This is a genomic window from Simplicispira piscis (assembly GCF_054783455.1).
Map to the genome: position 1 here is coordinate 1 of NZ_BAAGQN010000001.1, position 17022 is coordinate 17022.

Consider the following 17022-nt stretch of genomic DNA (forward strand, 5'->3'; position numbering starts at 1 on the left):
CAGTATTGCTCGCCTGCCCAGCATCGTCAAGACCCTGCCTGAGACTCATTGCTAATCAAGCAAATTTGAACTACAAAGCGGCAGCTCAGTGGAAAAACTTGGTGGCGCTCTCCAGCGTACGCCAGATACCCCAAGCCAGGGGTATCCCCACCGCCATCCAGGCCAACGCCACGGCGGCGGTGGGGGTTTGACCGCCCCCGCCCAGGCCTGGGCCGCTGCCCACTTCATTGGCCAAGGCGCGGTCATGCGCCAGGTGTTTTTCGTGGGCCAGCTCCTCGGGGCCCATGAACCATTTGGGGTTGAGCGGGCGGATCAGCAGGTTGCACACCAGCCCGATGACCAGGAAGCCGATCAGGATGTACATGGTCTGGTTGTAGACCTGCGCACGCGGCAGGCCCAGGCCGATCTGGTACTCGCGCATGTAGTTCACCACCACCGGGCCGATGATGCCGGCCGTGGCCCAGGCCGTGAGCAGGCGGCCATGGATGGCGCCCACCATCTGCGTGCCAAACAGGTCGGCCAGGTAGGCGGGCACGGTAGAAAAACTACCGCCATACATGCTCAGGATGACGCAGACCGCCCCCACAAACAGCAGCTGGCTGCCCGCCGCCGCGCTGGCCGGAATGCTGAAATACAGCAGGCCACCCAGGATGAAGAACACCGAATACGTCGTCTTGCGCCCCAGCCGGTCGGATGCGCTGGCCCACACAAAGCGCCCGCCAATGTTGAACAGCGACAGCAGCGCGGTAAACCCGGCCGCAATGGCGGCGATGGCACCGAGCTGGCCCTTGTCCAGATCGCCAAAGGCCTTGTCCAGCCCGATCAAGTGGCCGCCAAACACTTCCTGCAGCATGGGGCTGGCCATGCCGATCACGCCAATACCGGCGCTCACGTTCATGCACAGCGCCATCCACACCAGCCAGAACTGCGGAATGCCCCAGACCTTGTTCACATGCACATGGTCCTGCGTGATCATGGTGTTGTGCTTGAGCGCGGCGGGCGGTGTCCAGCCCGTGGGCTTCCAACTGCTGGGCGGCACGCGGTAGCCCAGGGCCCCGGCCATCATGAAGACGAAGTAGATCGCGGCCATGGCCAGAAAAGTCTCGACCACGCCCACGCTGGTGGGGGTGGCAAACAGCTTCATCAGCTCGGCAGCCAGCGGCGAGCCGATCATCGCGCCGCCGCCGAAACCCATGATGGCCATGCCGGTCGCCATGCCGCGCCGGTCCGGGAACCACTTGATGAGCGTGGACACCGGCGAGATGTAGCCCAGCCCCAGGCCAATGCCTCCAATCACCCCCGAGCCCAGCCACATCATCCACAGCTGGTGGGTGTAAATGCCCAGCGCCGAAATCACCAGGCCGCCGCACCAGCACAGGGCTGATACCACACCGGCCTTGCGCGGCCCGGCGCGCTCGAGCCAGCCGCCCCACAGCGCGGCCGAGCACCCCAGCAGCACAAAGAACAGCGTGAACATCCAGCCCAGGCTGGAGATACGCCAGTCGCAGGTGGTGGTGAACAGCTCGGCCAACAGCGACATGTCCTTGGGGCAGGTCTGCGCGGCCGTGACGCCCAAAGCGCGCGAGAGCGGTAGCCAGAACACCGAGAACCCGTAGGCCATGCCAATGCACAGGTGGATGGCCAGCGCCGCCGGTGGCACCAGCCAGCGGTTAAAGCCCGGCCCGGCAATGGTTCTCTCCTTCTCCAGCCAACCCGCTACGCCGGTTGGCTGCCCCATGGGCTCCAGTACAGCTGACATGTGTTGTCTCCTTGGTGTTGTTCAAATGCGCTCTATGGCGCCCCGCGGAGTGTCAGCAAACAGCCGTGCCAGGTCTAATTCTTTGTCGTGATGGAGCGATACAAAGCAAAAATCAGGGTTTACCTGGGGGCGGTGCGGGAGGGTGCGAGGTGCCGAACAAGGTGCCGTGCAGCGCCGCCTGCGCCAGCCATTGCGGGCCTTGTGCAAAGTCCAGCGCGGCCTCCAGCGTGCGCGACAAGCGGTTGCTGTCGTGCACCATCAGCGCAATGGGCACCTCGATGAACGGCTCCACCAGCGGCAGCGCTTCGAGTTCGCCATAGCCTTGCACCGCATCGACCAGCGCGCCGGGCATGATGCTGCTGACCCGGCCCGCCACCACGGCGAGCGCCAGCGTGAGGATGGAGTTGGTCTCGATGGCGGGGCGCGGCACCGCCTGCGCACAGCGGAAAGCGCTGTCCACGATGGCGCGGTTGTGCATCTCGCCCGTGAGCAGGCACAGGGGCAATGCTGCCGCCTGCGCCCAGGTGGTGGACGGGCCTTTTTGCAGGCCTGTGGGCGAGGGTTGCTGGGCGCGGCGCAGCAAAAAATAATGCTCGGTGTACTGCTGCACCACACGCAGGCGTGCACGTGTGCCCTCCAGGCGCTCGGGGTAGCCCATGGCGATGTCGAGCACCATGTTCTCCAGGCCCGACTCCAGCTCGGACGAACTCATCGAGCGCAGCGTGCACACGATGCCCGGGTGCAGGTCGTGCAGCATGCCCACAAAGCGCGCGGCAATCGGCATGCACATGGGTACGGCGCCAATGTGCAGTTGCCCGCTGGGAGAATCTGCACTGCTTTGCAGCTCTTGCTGCAGCAACTCGTGCTCGCGCAGCATGCGCCGGGCACTGGCCAGCACGCGCTCCCCTTCGGTGGTAAACCCGGCAAAACTGCGTCCCCGCGTGACGATGGCCACGCCCAGGCTTTCTTCGAGCGCACGCAGCGCGTTGGACAACGCAGGCTGCGTCACATGGCAGGCCAGCGCGGCACGGCCAAAGTGGCGCTGTTCATCGAGCGCCAGCAGGTACTTGAAAGAAACGAACAGGTTCACGCAGACACCTCACATTGCACACTACGGCGCCTCGCAGAGGCGCATCGGGCGGCGATTGTGCCTGCACAGGCTTGCAACACCATTGCAGGCGGGCCGCCCGGCCGGTGCACCGGTGTTGTGGGGTGAAAATAGAGAAAATGGCCGCAAACGCTTACTGGATAAGCGCTGGCAGCTATCAAAACAAAAGCGTCACGCTTTCTTCAAAAACTCGGACTTGAGCAGCATGCTGCCCAGATCGGTCTTGCAGTCCACGTTGTGCCCGTCGGCGCCATCGACCAGGCGGATGCTCTTGATCTTGGTGCCCTTTTTCAGCGTGGATGACGAGCCCTTGACCTTGAGGTCTTTCACCAGGATCACGGCGTCGCCGTCTTGCAGCGGGTTGCCGTTGGCATCCCGCACCACGCCATCGCCCGTGGCTTCGTCGTCCCCGCTGGCTGCGGCCTGCGGCCACTCATGCGCGCAGTCCGGACAGATGAAATTCTCTCCATCGGGGTAGGTGTTCTCTTGGCCGCATTGCGGGCAGGCGGGAAGGGTGTTGTGGGGCATGGACGATTACTTCTTTTTTCTGTGGTCAGTCGTCGCCTATTGTCCCCTGATCGACCCGACCGGCTCCTAGCGCACGCTGCCGCTGCCTTCGAGCACAAAGCTCACCACGGTGGTGGCGCTGCCGCCAATGTTGAGCGTGCCAAAGCGCTTGGCGCCTTCGACTTGCGTCGGTCCGGCCCGGCCCGTCACCTGCCGGGCTGCGTCCAGCACCATGCGCACCCCCGTGGCGCCCACGGGGTGGCCGGCGCCAATCAGGCCGCCGCTGGGGTTGATGGGCAAGCCCCCATCAGCGCTGATGAGCCCGCTTTCCACCGCCTGCCAGCTCTGGCCGGGCGGCGTGATACCGAAATGGTCGATGGCCATGTACTCGGTGGTGGTGAAGCAGTCGTGGGTTTCGATGCCGTCCAGGGCAAACACGTCCGCAATCTGCGCGCGGCGAAAGGCGTCCTGGATGGCGGTGCGCACATGCGGAAACACGTAAGGGTCATGGGCGCTGCGCTGCAGCTTGGCGGCGAGCTGCAGGTGGGCCGTGCGGTGGCCCCAGCCGATGATGCGGGGCACGTCGGCCAGATCGCACCCGTGCTGCTGTGCCCAGCGGGCCGCAAACGCTGGCGAAGCGAGGATGACGGCGGCCGCGCCGTCGGTGACCTGTCCGCAGTCCTGGCGGCGGATCATGCCCTCGATCACCGGGTTGGCGGTGTCGTCGGCGGTGAAGCTCTCGGGCGTGAATTCCCAGTTGCGGGTTTGCGCCAGCGGGTTGCGGCGGGCATTGGTGATGTTGATTTCGGCAATGCCCGCCAGGTGCTCATAGCGCAGGCCATAGCGCCGCTCGTACTCCTGGCCCACCAGGTGGAACATGTAGGGCCAGGGGTATTTCGCCTCTTGCGCCTCGGCGCCGACCCAGGTCGCGGCGCCCAGGTGCTGGGCCGCCAGCGCGCCGGGCACATTGCGTTCAAGTTCCACGCCGGTGACCAGCACGCAGTCGTAGCGGTCGGCCTCGATCTCGGCGCTGGCCGCCAGCAAGGCAATGCTGCCCGAGGCGCATGCGGCCTCGTGGCGGCCCGCGGGCATGCCGTGAAAGCCGGGGTCGATGGCCTCGAACATACCGCCCAGCTGGCCCTGGCCCGTGAACAGTTCGCCGACGAAGTTGCCCACATGGCCGGCTTCGATGTCGCTGGCCTCCAGGCCCGCATCTTCGAGCGCGCCGGTGACGGCATCGCGCATCAGCTCGAACAGGCCCAGTCCCTGGCGGGCGGCGTTCATGGCGAAGTCGGTCTGGGAGCCGCCCAGTACGTAAATGGGTTGGTTCATGGAATCATCCTTTCTGGGGAGCGGGGCCTTGGGTGGCCTGAAGGGTTGGGGCCAGGGCGATGGCCTGCTCACGCAGGGGTGCCTTGACGAGCTTGCCGTTGAGATTGCGGGGCAGCGGTGTGGGGCTGACCGTGAGGTAGTCGGGCAGTTTGTAGTCGGCCACATGCTGGCGGCAGAAGGCGCGCAGCGGCTCAAGATCGACCGGGCTGCTTGCGTATACGAAGATGTGCACCCGCTCGCCCAGTACCGGGCAGGGGCTGGCCACGGCGGCCACCTCCACCACGCCGGGGTAGCGCTGGATGACGTTCTCCAGCTCGACGCAATACACCTTGAAGCCGCCGCGGTTGATCATGTCCTTGATGCGGTCGAACACCCGCACGAAACCCTGGGCGTCCACGCTGCCGATATCGCCCGAGCGCCAGTAGCCGCCCACAAAAGCGGCGCGCGTGGCCTCGGGGTTGTCCCAGTAGCCGATGGCGTTGCCGGGGCTGCGGATCCACAGCTCTCCGGCCTCGCCTGTGGGCACTTCGCGGCCTTCTGTGTCCAGGATGCGGATGTCCACGCAGGGCACCAGCGTGCCCACCGAATCGGGATGGGCAGCCGCATCGCCGCGCTCGGTCAGCGCCACGGCAGAGGTGGTTTCGGTGGCGCCGAAGCCGTTGTACAGCTCCAATTGCGGCAGCAGCTCGGCCAGGCGCTGGATGGTGACTTCGGGCATGGCAGCGCCGCCGAAATGCCCCACCCGCCACGCTGAAAGATCGCGCTGTGCCAAGTCGGGTTCGCGCACGATCAGGTTGTACATGGCCGGCACCATCACCGTGGCGGTGATGCGCTGCGCTTGCAGGGTGTCCAGCACTTCGGCGCAGCGGAACTCGCGCAGGCTCACCAGGCAGCCGCCGACCAGCATGGTCACCACCACCACTGCGAGCAACCCCGAGATGTGGCTGCCCGGAATGACCAGCAGCATGCGCTCGTCGCTCTGGTAGGCAAAGCGCCGCTGGTAATGCCGCGCGGTGTGCGCAAACCCCAGGTGCGACAGCACCGCACCTTTGGGGTGCCCGGTGGTGCCTGAGGTGTACATGATGCAGGCCGGTTGCTGGTCACCAAACTCTGCGGGCAGGGGCGTGTCGTTGCCCGCCGTGAGCAAGGCTTCGTAGGTGGTGGCGGGCCGCGCGTCTGCGGCAGCCGTGGCAGGCCAGGGGTGGCCGTCTTCCTCGCAATGGACGATGCAGCGCAGGCTGGGCAAGGCGGTGCGTGGCGGCAGGCGCCCGGCCAGCGACGACTCTGTCACCAGCGCGGCGGCGCCGCACTGGTTGAGCATGTAGTCCAGTTCGGCTGCGCTTTGGCGCACGCCGATGGGCACGGCAATCGCACCCAGGCGCCAGATGCCAAACAGCAGCACGGTGTATTCCAGCCGGTTGCCCATGAACAGGGCCACCCGCTCGCCAGGGCCTATGCCTAGCGCTTGCAGGCCGGTGGCGACACGGTTCACGGCGACATCAAGTTCGCGGTAGTTCAGCTGGCGGCCGCCCTCTTCCAGCGCCGGGGCATCGCCACGCCGGGCGACGCTGCTGCGCAGCATGGCGTCGAGGTTGATCGGTCGGTTGGCATAACAAGGCACGAGGCGGTCGCCGTACAGCGCTTCGATGCGCTGCGGATCGGGGGGTGCGAAAGCGGGGGTCATAGGCATGCAGCAGGGCCGGTTCGGCAAGGAAAGAAGGGGCGGTCAGCGGTGCGCTTCGGAGACTGGTTCGCGCATACGCACCGCGCCGTCGATGCGCACCACCGAGCCGTTCATCATCTGGTTCTCGATCACGGCCCGTGCCATGTGGGCGAACTCGTCGGGGCGGCCTGGCCGGTTGGGAAACGGAACGTCGCTGATCAGCGTGCGCCGGGTGTGGTCAGGGATCACGTCGTACATCCCGGTCTCGAAGGTGCCCGGCGCCAGCGCCACCACGCGGATACCCCAGCGCGCCAGTTCACGTGCCAGCGGCAGCGTCATGCTGGCCACACCGGCTTTGGAGGCGCCGTAAGCGGCCTGGGCCGAAAGGGCTTCGTAGGCCGCCACCGAGGCGGTGTTGACGACCACGCCGCGCTCAACTCCATCACTGGCAGGCCCGGCCTGCGCAAGGCCCTGCGCAAACAGGCGGATGGTGTTGAATGTGCCTGTGAGGTTGATGGCCACAACGCGGCGAAACAGCGCCATCGGGCGCGGCACGATGCGGCCCGTGGCCTTGTCGTGCTGGAACACGCGCGCGGGCCCGAGCACTCCGGCGCAGTTCACCAGAATGGCGGGCACGCCCCAGGTGCTGTGGATGCGGGCAAACGCGGCTTCCATGTCGGCGGCGCTGGCCACATCGCCCGCCAGCGCCAGGGTGTCCGGCCATTGGGCGAGTTCATCGAGCTGCGCGCCTGCCAGGTCGATACCGGCAACGCGCGCACCTTGCGCGTGCAGCATGGCCGCCGTGGCCCGGCCCAGGCCCGAGGCGGCGCCGGTCACTACGGCAATGCTTCCTTGAATCTGCATGTGCGGGTTCTCTGTTTACAGTCGCGCAGGCATGCGCAACCCGCCGTCCAGGCGAATGACCTCGCCGTTGAGCATGGGGTTGTCGATGATGACGAGTACAAGTGCGGCAAATTCGTCGGCCTGCCCTGGCCTTTGGGGAAAAGGCGGCACGGCCGAAAAAACCACTGCACGCGAAGCGGGGGCAAGGTTCAATGTCATCGGTGTCTCGAATACGCCGGGCGCAATGCCCATCACGCGGATGCCGTAATCCCCCAGCTCACGCGCCAGCGGCAGCACCATCCCGGCACAGCCCCCTTTGGAGGCCGCATACGCCGCCTGCCCCACCTGTCCATCAAAAGCGGCAATCGACGCCGTGTGGATGATCACGCCCGCCTCGGCTGTGGGGCCCGAGCGCGCTTCGATCATCTGCGGCACCGCACAGCGTACGGCGTTGATGGTGCCCAGCAGGTTGATCTCGACCACGCGCTCGAATTCAGCCAAGGGCATGGCCTGACCCTTGCGCACGACGCTACCGGGGTGGGCCACGCCGGCGCAGTTCACCAGAATGGAAACGGGGCCCTGCTCGGTGCGCAGCTGCGCGAACGCCGCTTCCATGGCCTCGTCCTGCGCCACGTCGGCGGTGTAGCCCGCCACGCCCAGAGCCTGGGCGGTGGCTTGCACCGCTTGTGTGTCCCGGTCGAGCAGGACCACGCGGGCACCCGCATTGCGCAGCGCCAAGGCCGTGGCCGCGCCCAGCCCCGAGGCGCCGCCGGTGACCACGGCGACACGGTTGCTGAGCCGGCCCGTCAGGGGTGCGGACGAAAGCGCCATGGTCAGCCTGGACGGTTCATCTTGCAGGCCACGGGCGTCTCGGTGACTGCAGCGGGCACCTTGGCCACGGTCTTCCAGCCAAGTCCCAGGCCTTCGGCGTCGTACTTCACACCCTTGACGAGCTGGCTGATGTATAGCGGGTGCGTGGCCTGGTGGTCGTCCTTGCGTATTTTGATCTTGCCGAACGGCGAGTCGTACTCCATGCCTTCCAGCGCCTTGGCAATCGGCACGATGTCGTCGACGCTGCCGACCTTTTCGATGGCGCGCGCCAGCATGTCCATCTGCACCAGGATGGAGGTGTAGTACAGGTCTTCGCCGTACTTGGCCTTGAAGTCGCGTTCGTACTTTTCCAGACCGGGCGTCTTGTCTTCGACCGGCACGTTGGGGTGCCAGGAGGAAATCTGCAATACGGAGTCTTCGCCGGCCTGGCCAATGGCGGTGGGCATGCCAAACAGGCCGCCGTAGTAGCTGATGTACTTGGCCTTGAGGCCGGCTTCCTTGCTGGCGCGCACAAGCAGGGCCAGGTCGTTGCCCCAGTTGCCGGTCAGCACCGTGTCGGCACCCGACTGCTTGATCTTCAGGATGTAGGGAGAGAAATCCTTGATCTTGCCGAAGGGATGAAAGTCATCGCCCACGAACTGCACATCCGGACGGACCTTGCCGATGATGGCCTTGGCGTCCTTGCTGACCTCGTGGCCAAAGCTGTAGTCCTGGTTGAGCAGGTAGACCTTTTGGATGGCCGGTGTGTTCTTCACATAGTCGGCAATGGCGTGCATCTTCATGGTCTGGTGCGCCTCAAAGCGAAACATCCAGAAGCTGCAGCGTGCCTCGGTCAGCTCTGGCAGGGCCGAGCCGTAGTTGAGATAGAGAACGCGCGAGTCCGGATTGCGCTGGTTGTGCTTGTCCACCGCCGCGAGCAATGCACCTGCAATGCCCGAGTTGCCGGCCTGCACCATGAAGTTGATCTTCTGGTCCACCGTGCTGGTGAGCATGGCCACGGCCTTGTTGGAGTCGCCGGCATTGTCCAGCGGGACTACCTCCAGCTTGCGTCCCAGCACCCCGCCACGCTCGTTGATGAGCTGCACCGCGTAGAGCAGCGTCTTGGACACCGTGACGCCCGTGGACGCCGTGGGCCCGGAAAACGTGTCGATGTGTGCAATGCGGATCGGCGGTTGCTGTGCCGAGGCAATCAGCGCGGTGCAGCCGAGGGCCGCCGCCACGAAGGTGGTTTTGAAAGTGCGCATGAAAGGTTTCCTATGGTCGCCCGGAAATCGGACAATAATTTTCGGTAATCTTCAGTTACTCTACAGTAACTAAAAATGAATGCTAAAACTCTGCCTTCCAATGGTCAAGCGTGGCGTAGACGCTTGCGCGACACCGGACCTTGTTTCCCATGAAAAAGACCAGCAAACCGACCACTCTCCCTGCTTCTACACAGGCCGCTGCGAAACCCGCAGGCGCAGCCCGTTGGAACAACGCCCTGGCGAGTGCGCCCGACCCGCGTGCACTTCGCAAGCGCGCGCTGATCCTTGCCGCCGGACGTGTGTTTGGAGACAAAGGCTTTCACAACACCACGCTCGACGACATCGCCGCCGCCTTGGCAGTGACCAAGCCCGCGCTGTACCGCTATGTGCAGAACAAGCACGAGATCCTGTATGAATGCCACCGCATGGCCGTCGAGATGGCCGAGCAGGCGCTGGCCGAAGCCATGCAGCAGCGTGAGACTTTGGATATCCTGCGCGCTTTCGTTGCGCTCTATATCGGCAAGATCACGAGCGAGCTGGGCACCTGCGTGGTGCTGACCGAGTACTACTCCATGACACACGAGCACAACGAGCTGATCCAGCAGCGTCGCCGCGTGATCGACCAGCAACTGCGCCAGCTCATCGTGCGCGCCATGGACGAAGGTGCTATCGAGCGTTGCGACCCCAAGCTCGCTGTGTTCTATTTCATGGGCGCCATCAATAACATCAACCGCTGGTTTTCAGACAATGGGCCGAGCAGCAGTGATGCCATCGCACAGGCATTTGCCGAGCACACGATCCAGTGCCTACAGCCGTGCCACTCGGCTCGTTGATCGGTCGCTGCGGTTAAAAGCGGTTCCAAAAATGCGGCATTTTGAGAGTGCTTCGCCCTCCTTCCAGAGGTTGAAAGCGATCGAAAGGCAAGCCTGGCGGCTCAGCCTGCCGCGTTTGCAACCCCGGCCTGCCGCCGCTCCAGCGCAAACGGCGGCAGCCCCTTGAGCAGCCGCTGGCCGTAGCTGGTGCGCGTGAGGCGTTTGTCGTAGCAATACACATGCGCCTGGTCTTCTTCGGTGCGAATGGCACGGCCCACCCATTGCGCCAGGCGGATGGCGGTGGCGGGCACCACCAGCTCGCTGAAGGGGTCGCGCCCCACGGCGCGCAGCCACTCGGCGCGGGCTTCGCCTACGGGGTCGTCGGGCGGGGCAAAGGGCAGTTTGGTGATGAACACCGATTCGCACAGCCGCCCGGGAAGGTCCAGCCCCTCGCCGAAAGACTGCATGCCAAAAATGATGGAAGGTTCGCCGTCTGCCACGCGCTCGCGGTGGCGCGCCAGCAGTTGGGACCGCGGGAGCTGGTTTTGCACCAGCACCCGGCTGCGCATGTGGGTGGCCAGCGCGTCGACGGCCTGGCGCATTTGCTCACGCGAGGTGAACAGTACGAGCGCGCCGTAATGCACATGCACCAGGTCGTTGAGCAGGGCGTCGACCATTTCGGTGGTGAACTCGGCGGCGTTCTTTGGGTCGGCGTGGGTTTCGGCGGCAATCAAGGTGCCCTGGGCTGCGTAGTTGAAGGGGCTGGCCACTTCCAGCGTGGTGGCGGCTTCGTCACCGTGCAGGCCCGATTCGCGCAGGAAAAAGTCGAACTGCCCGCAGCTCGTCAGCGTGGCCGAGGTCAGCACGGCGCCGCGCACGCTGCTCCACAAATGGCTGCGCAGCGTGCTGCCGGGAAGGACAGGGCTGGCGTGTGCGCGCACCAGAATGAAATCGCCATCCACCTCCAGCGTGAACCATTTGGCGGGTGGGACAAAGCTGGGTGTGGCGTCTTCCGGGGCCTCTTGCGCAAGCAGCTGTGCCGTGGCGTGTACCTCTTCGAGCCGTGGCGCCAGCATGCCGATCTGCGCATACAGCTGTGACAGGCGCCGCGCCTCGTCGGGCTTATCACGCATCTCGGCGCGCAGCGCCTTGGAGATGGCACGCAGGCATTCCAGAAAACCGTTGGCATGGTGCGCCAGCTGGCCTAGCGGCTCGATCAGCGCCTCGGGCAGCACGCCGCGCGGCACGCGCACCCGCGCCGGGCCCCAGGCTGAGGGCTGGCTGCGCAGCGCCGGGCCATACAGATCCATCACCAGACGCTCGAGGTCTTGCAGGGTCTGGCGCAATGCGCTGGAGTGGCGGGGGATGTCGGCCACTTCGGTCACTTCCACCAGTGTGCCGATGCGCAGTGCGCGGCTGGCCAGCCGGTCGATCCAGGCCAGGCGGCTGAGGTTGGCGCTGCAAGCAAATTGTTGCAGGGCGGTGGCGGGCAGGTGGTGGGCTTCGTCCAGCACCAACAGGCAGTTGTCCAGTTCGGGCAGCACCCGCGCGCCCAGCGACGAGAGCAGTAAGTCATGGTTGGCCACGATGACCTGCGCACCCACCAAATCCTTGCGCCGGTCGTAATACACACACTGGCTGAAGACGGGGCAATGCCGCCCGGTGCACGAGGCCCCTTCCGCCGCCACGGGGCTCCAGGCCTCGGGCTCGGGCGGGGTTTCCAGGCTATCGCGGTCGCCGTCCCAGGCGCCCTGGGCCAGGGTTTGCGCCATGCTGGCGTAGAAATGCATGCGCGCTTCGGTCTCCTGGTGCGAGCGCCGGGGCCGTGCGCTGGCGGCCTCCTCGGGGAACAGGTCGTCGTCTTCCGCGTCACCGTCGGCTTCGCCAGTGCCGGCCAGGCGTTCGAGCTTGAGCTTGCACACATAGCGCCCGCGCCCCTTGGCCAGCGCGAACTTGAAGGGCTGCTCCATCTGCGCCGCCAGAGCAGGCAGGTCCTTGTTCACCAGTTGTTCTTGCAGCGCCACCGTGGCGGTGGAGATCAGCACCCGCGTGCCGCGTGCCAGGGCAATGGCAATGGCGGGTGCGCAGTAGGCCAGCGACTTGCCCACGCCCGTGCCCGCCTGGATGACGGCAATGGCGCGCGTGGGTTCGCCGTCTTCTTCGTCCACTTTGCCCAGCTGCGCCTGGCTGAAGGTATGCGCCACCTGCTCCGCCATGCTGCGCTGCCCCGCGCGGCCACGGAAACCCTCGGTGGACTGGACCACCGCATCAAACGCCTGCAGGGCCGCCTGGGCCCACTCTGTGGAAGACATAGGGGAGGGAGTGTGGCACACAGGGGCGCTGGGATACTGTGGTGGTTTGTGTTTAAAAAAGCTGCTAGCGCTTTATGTGTAAGCACTGGAAGCTATAAATTTTATAGTTATATGGCTGTAGAGTGGCAATGGTTGCATGGTGTCACCGCTGGTGATGCCGCGTGTACCCATACCGCCTGAGCATGTCTGTGAAGGCGTCGTGAGGCTGATTAATACTGTTAATATAAACAGTATTATGCCAAGTTTGGGTAGTGTGCCCACCCCCATGATTGGCGCTTCGGCCCGCATCCTTCCCTCTCAGGGTGTCTGATATGAAAATCCTGCCCACCCAGTTCGACGGCCAGTCCATCCGCCGCGTGTTTGACGAGAGCACTGAGACGTGGTGGTTCTCGGTGATTGACGTGGTGCAGGTGCTGACACAGCAGGCTGACTACCAGACGGCGCGGAAATACGGGAACCAGCTCAGAGGGCGTCTTGCCAAAGAGGGCAGTGAGTCGGTGACAAGCTGTCACCGACTGAAATTGCCTGCCGCTGACGGCAAGAACTACCTGACCGACGTTGCCACCGCTGAAACGCTGCTGCGCATCGTCCAATCCGTCCCCAGCCCCAAGGCTGAGTCCATCAAACTCTGGCTCGCCAAGGTAGGCTAGGAGCGCATGCAGGAGATGGCCGACCCGGCCCTGTCGCTCGGCCAGACCTGGCAACAGCACGGCCGCAGCGACAAGTGGATCCAGCAGCGCATGACGGGCCAGGAAACCCGCAACAAGCTCACCGACTACTGGAGCGTGCACGCCATCAAGCCGGGCAGCGAATTTGCCATCCTCACCAACATCATTCACCAGGAATAGGCGGGCGTGAGCGTTGCGCAGCACAAGGAAATGAAAGGCCTAAAAAGCCACAACCTGCGCGACCACATGAGTGAGGCCGAGTTGATTTTCACTGCCCTGGCCGAGCTGTCCACCCGCCAGATCGCCGAGAGCGCAGAGGCCACCGGTATGGCGCAAAACAAGTTCGCCGCCCAAACCGGTGGGCGTATAGCCCGCCAAGCGCGCAACCAGTTGGAAGGCAAGACAGGAAAACCGGTAGTGACAGGGGCCAATTACCTGTCACCGGTTGCACCCCCGGTTGAAAGTGCGGCACAACCCGTGAAGGTGATCAAAGCCGCCAAGGCTGTCAAAGCACCCAAGAAGCCATAACACGTGTGTCGCACTCCACACCTGGGCCTCACTGCAACCGCTCTAGCAGCTCCAGCGTCGGATATCCGTCGGCAGGCAGGTTCAGGCTGCGCTGGTAGGCGCGAACGCCGCTGCGTGTGGCGGGGCCCATGACGCCGTCGGGTGTGCCGCTGTCAAAACCACGGGCATTCAAGGCGGTTTGCAGGGCCAGCAACTGGCTGCGGGTCAGGGCTTGCAGATCGCGGGGCCACGGGGTTTGCACGGCCGCGCCGCCGGCCAGTCGCTGGGCGAGCAGGCCCACGCCCAGGGCATAGCTGGTGGAGTTGTTGTAGCGCAAGAGGGTGCGAAAGTTGGGCCCCACCAGGAAGGCGGGCCCGCGTGCGCCAGCCGGTAGAAAGAGGGTGCTGTCGGTCAAGGGAGGCAGGGGTGTGCCGTCCATGGTTTGCACGCCTTCGGCGGCCCAGGCGGTGGCGGTTTGCTGCAGATCGGCATCGGCCCGGGCGTAGTCAAAGCCGGTGGGCAAACGCACCTCCAGGCCCCAGGGCTGGCCGCGCTGCCAACCGGAGCGCGCCAGGAAGTTGGCGGTGGAGGCGATGACATCAGGCAGGCTGCCCCAGATGTCGCGCCGGCCATCGCCATCGGCGTCGACGGCGTAGGCCAGAAAGTTGGAGGGCAAAAACTGGGTTTGCCCCATGGCTCCGGCCCAGGAGCCCAGCATGTCGGCCCGGGCAATGTCACCGCGCTGCAAGATCTGCAGTGCGGCCAGCAACTGGCTGCGCGCCCAGGCTTCGCGCCGTCCTTCAAAGCCCAGCGTGGCCAAGGCGTCGATGGTGGGGATGTCGCCTGTAAAGCTGCCGTAGTTGCTCTCCATGCCCCAGATGGCGACCACAATTTCCAGCGGGACACCGTAGCGCGCAGGCACGGCGTCTACTTCCCGCGGCAGCTTGTTCAGCCGGGTCTGGCCACGGTCGACGCGCTGGGGCGAGACGGCGCTGTCGAGGTAGGCCCAGACAGTGCGGGTGAACTCGGGCTGGGCCTGGTCGGAGTCGATGACATGCGGGATGAGACGAACATTTTCAAAGGCCTGGTGGAGCGTGGCCTCGGTGATGCCCGCAGCGCGGGCTGATGCGCTGAAATTAGCGACCCAGCGGGCAAAGGGCGTGGCGGGCGGCGCGACAACAGCGACCGGCGCAGGGACCGCCGGGGCGGACGGATCGCCTGGAGGCGCAGAGGCACAACCGCCCAGAACGGCGAGGGTCAGCAAGGCGGGCGCAAGCCAACGGGGCGCGTGCGGCAAGTGAAGGGCGTGTGTGTGCATTCCAGCCATTTTCGACGCTTGCGGAAGGCGATCAAGCGTTCCTGACCGCAGCCGTGGCCCTGCCTCAGCCGCGCTCGCGCAGCGCCCGCTCAATCCGGTGGCGCTGCACCGTGGTCTTGGGCACCTTGAAGGGGAACCAGCTGCGCACGTCCTCTTCGAGCCCGATGCCGTGCATGTAGTTGTAGATGGCCTTCTTGAGCGCGCTGCCCAGGGCGTCGTGGTCCACGCCCGTGGGGTCGATGAAGGCCACGTCGTTCTTGGCAAAATCGCCCGGCGGCAGGGGGGCCAGTTGCACGCCATACTCCGCCGGGTTCTGGCCCACGGGGGAATGCACGGTGCAGGCAAAGCGGTGAAAAAATCCGCTCTGGATGCAGCCGTTGGCAAACAGCTGGCGCACGTATTCGAGCGCGTCCACGGTGTCCTGCACCGTCTGCGTCGGAAACCCATACATCAGGTAGGCGTGCACCAAAATGCCCGCATCGGTGAAGGCGCGCGTCACACGCGCTACCTGGTCCACCGAAACGCCTTTTTTCATGAGTTGCAGCAGCCGGTCTGACGCCACTTCCAGCCCGCCCGAGATGGCAATGCAGCCGCTGTCGGCCATCAGCTCGGCCAGGTCGGGGGTGAAGGTTTTTTCAAACCGCACATTACCCCACCAGCTGATGCCCGCGTTGCGCGCAATCAGCTCGGTGGCCAGGGTTTTGAGCGCCTTGGGTGGTGCAGCCTCGTCCACGAAGTGAAAGCCCGTCTGCCCCGTCTCGCGTACGATCTGCTCGATGCGGTCGGCCAGCACTTCGGCGCTGGCGCCCTCGTAGCGGCTGATGTAGTCCAGGCTCACGTCACAAAAGCTGCACTTCTTCCAGTAGCAGCCCTGCGCCACCGTGAGCTTGTTCCAGCGCCCGTCGCTCCACAGCCGGTGCATGGGGTTGAGCATGTCCAGCAGTGACAGATACCGGTCCAGCGGCAGGCCGTCCCAGGTGGGCGTGCCCACCTCGGCAAAGGCGATATCGGCCTCCATCATGTTGATGTACTGCACCTGGCCTGCGTCGCCCCGCACAAAGGTACGCACGAGGCGCTGGCGGCCGCGTTCGCCGCGCACATGTTCGAGCAGCGCCAGCAGCGGGCGCTCGCCAGCGTCCAGTGTGACGTAATCAAAGTAGTCAAACACGCGCGGCTCGGCCAGCTCGCGCAGTTCGGTGTTGACAAAACCGCCGCCCAGCACCGTGACGACCTGGGGATGGTGTGCCTTGATGGCCTGCGCAATGCGAAACGCCGCATACACCGATCCCGGAAAAGGCACCGACAGCAACACCACATCGGGCGCATGGCGCGCCATGGCGTCAAGGGTGAGGGTGCGCAGCATCTCGTCCACCAGCGTGGGTGGGGCGGCGAGCGCGTTGGCCAGGGGCTCGAACGTGGGCTGGCTGCCCGCCAGCGACTCGGCGTAGCGCACAAATTCAAACCGCTCGTCCACCGCGTCGCGCAGCACGTCGGCCAGGTCGTTCAGGTACAGCGTGGCCAGGTGCTTGGCCTTGTCGTGCAGGCCCAGGGCGCCAAAAGCCCAGCCCAGAGGGTCGCCGCCTTCGTCGTCGACATACACATCGAGCGTGGCAAAGCGCGGGCCCTCGGGCAAGAAGTGGCGACCTGTAATGCGGTGTGCCAGCGTGCTGTCGCGCCCCTGCAAAAAGGCAATGGCGGGGCCGATGGTGGCCAGATACCGGCCTTGCTGCGCGGCAAAGCTTTGCACGGCGGGGCTTTGCTTTTTGTGCGGTATCGCATCGACCTTGGCCGCTACGCCGCGCAGCCCCTCGGGCGAGAGCAGTTGCAGCACCAGCGCCAGCGCCAGGTCTTCTTGCTCTGCCGCCACGCCGCGCGAACGCAGAAAACCGGTGAGGTAGGCGGTGGACGGGTACGGCGTGTTCAGCTGCGTCATCGGAGGGATGACGGACAGGACGCGAAGCGGTGGGGCGGGCATGGTGGGGGCGGACAGGGCGATGCGGTGCCGCCTCGAAGGGATCGTGGAAGGGCCCGATTATCCCGCCGGACCTTTATCCCTCGCCTGCCTGCGGCGTCTTGGGGGTTGTCGGCCCCGTGACGAAGGCATTGCCGGGGGCACCC

15 protein-coding genes are annotated in these 17022 nt (G+C 65.2%); 4 read left to right on the forward strand and 11 right to left on the reverse strand.

Features of this window, described 5'->3' with window-relative positions:
• Window positions 1-85: 85 nt before the first annotated feature.
• From ACYVOC_RS00005 to ACYVOC_RS00040, 8 genes are all read right to left on the reverse strand, one after another.
• Window positions 86-1759 (reverse strand): OFA family MFS transporter, encoded by a 1674-nt coding sequence (locus ACYVOC_RS00005; protein ID WP_116005502.1) that lies wholly within the window; start codon window positions 1757-1759, stop codon window positions 86-88.
• Between the two features lie 112 nt (window positions 1760-1871).
• Entirely contained in the window at window positions 1872-2849 is a 978-nt protein-coding gene (locus ACYVOC_RS00010) for a LysR family transcriptional regulator (RefSeq protein ID WP_116005501.1), read from the reverse strand.
• Window positions 2850-3038: 189 nt separating this feature from the next.
• A complete protein-coding gene (locus ACYVOC_RS00015) occupies window positions 3039-3395 on the reverse strand; it encodes a zinc ribbon domain-containing protein YjdM (protein ID WP_116005500.1) in 357 nt (118 codons plus the stop codon).
• A gap of 66 nt (window positions 3396-3461) precedes the next feature.
• A complete protein-coding gene (locus ACYVOC_RS00020; protein WP_461160459.1) occupies window positions 3462-4706 on the reverse strand; it encodes an acetyl-CoA acetyltransferase in 1245 nt (414 codons plus the stop codon).
• A 4-nt stretch (window positions 4707-4710) separates the two neighbouring features.
• Window positions 4711-6390, reverse strand: a complete 1680-nt coding sequence (locus ACYVOC_RS00025) for a class I adenylate-forming enzyme family protein (RefSeq protein WP_461160460.1) — start codon at window positions 6388-6390, stop codon at window positions 4711-4713.
• Between the two features lie 42 nt (window positions 6391-6432).
• Window positions 6433-7233, reverse strand: coding sequence for an SDR family NAD(P)-dependent oxidoreductase (locus ACYVOC_RS00030; protein WP_461160461.1), 801 nt, complete (start codon window positions 7231-7233; stop codon window positions 6433-6435).
• Window positions 7234-7248: 15 nt separating this feature from the next.
• Complete coding sequence (locus tag ACYVOC_RS00035) at window positions 7249-8043, reverse strand: SDR family NAD(P)-dependent oxidoreductase (protein WP_461160462.1); 795 nt, start codon at window positions 8041-8043, stop codon at window positions 7249-7251.
• A gap of 2 nt (window positions 8044-8045) precedes the next feature.
• Window positions 8046-9287 (reverse strand): branched-chain amino acid ABC transporter substrate-binding protein, encoded by a 1242-nt coding sequence (locus ACYVOC_RS00040; RefSeq protein WP_461160463.1) that lies wholly within the window; start codon window positions 9285-9287, stop codon window positions 8046-8048.
• Window positions 9288-9436: 149 nt separating this feature from the next.
• Here ACYVOC_RS00040 and ACYVOC_RS00045 point away from each other — a divergent pair, with 149 nt between their 5' ends.
• A complete protein-coding gene (locus ACYVOC_RS00045) occupies window positions 9437-10120 on the forward strand; it encodes a TetR family transcriptional regulator (RefSeq protein ID WP_461160464.1) in 684 nt (227 codons plus the stop codon).
• A 101-nt stretch (window positions 10121-10221) separates the two neighbouring features.
• Here the strand turns inward: ACYVOC_RS00045 and dinG are convergent, their stop codons facing one another.
• Window positions 10222-12411 carry an ATP-dependent DNA helicase DinG gene (gene dinG, locus ACYVOC_RS00050; protein WP_461160465.1) on the reverse strand — a complete coding sequence of 730 codons (2190 nt, stop codon included), beginning with the start codon at window positions 12409-12411 and terminating at the stop codon, window positions 10222-10224.
• A 311-nt stretch (window positions 12412-12722) separates the two neighbouring features.
• Here dinG and ACYVOC_RS00055 point away from each other — a divergent pair, with 311 nt between their 5' ends.
• The 3 genes from ACYVOC_RS00055 to ACYVOC_RS00065 are packed head-to-tail and all read left to right on the forward strand — an operon-like array spanning window position 12723 to window position 13607.
• Window positions 12723-13061 (forward strand): BRO family protein, encoded by a 339-nt coding sequence (locus ACYVOC_RS00055; protein WP_461160466.1) that lies wholly within the window; start codon window positions 12723-12725, stop codon window positions 13059-13061.
• 6 nt (window positions 13062-13067) lie between these two features.
• On the forward strand, window positions 13068-13259 hold the full coding sequence (locus ACYVOC_RS00060; protein WP_461160467.1) for a hypothetical protein: 192 nt from the start codon (window positions 13068-13070) through the stop codon (window positions 13257-13259).
• A gap of 30 nt (window positions 13260-13289) precedes the next feature.
• Window positions 13290-13607 (forward strand): hypothetical protein, encoded by a 318-nt coding sequence (locus ACYVOC_RS00065; RefSeq protein WP_461160468.1) that lies wholly within the window; start codon window positions 13290-13292, stop codon window positions 13605-13607.
• Between the two features lie 28 nt (window positions 13608-13635).
• Here the strand turns inward: ACYVOC_RS00065 and ACYVOC_RS00070 are convergent, their stop codons facing one another.
• A complete protein-coding gene (locus ACYVOC_RS00070; protein WP_461160469.1) occupies window positions 13636-14904 on the reverse strand; it encodes a lytic murein transglycosylase in 1269 nt (422 codons plus the stop codon).
• A 64-nt stretch (window positions 14905-14968) separates the two neighbouring features.
• Window positions 14969-16879, reverse strand: a complete 1911-nt coding sequence (locus tag ACYVOC_RS00075) for a B12-binding domain-containing radical SAM protein (RefSeq protein ID WP_461160470.1) — start codon at window positions 16877-16879, stop codon at window positions 14969-14971.
• Window positions 16880-17022 lie beyond the last annotated feature (143 nt).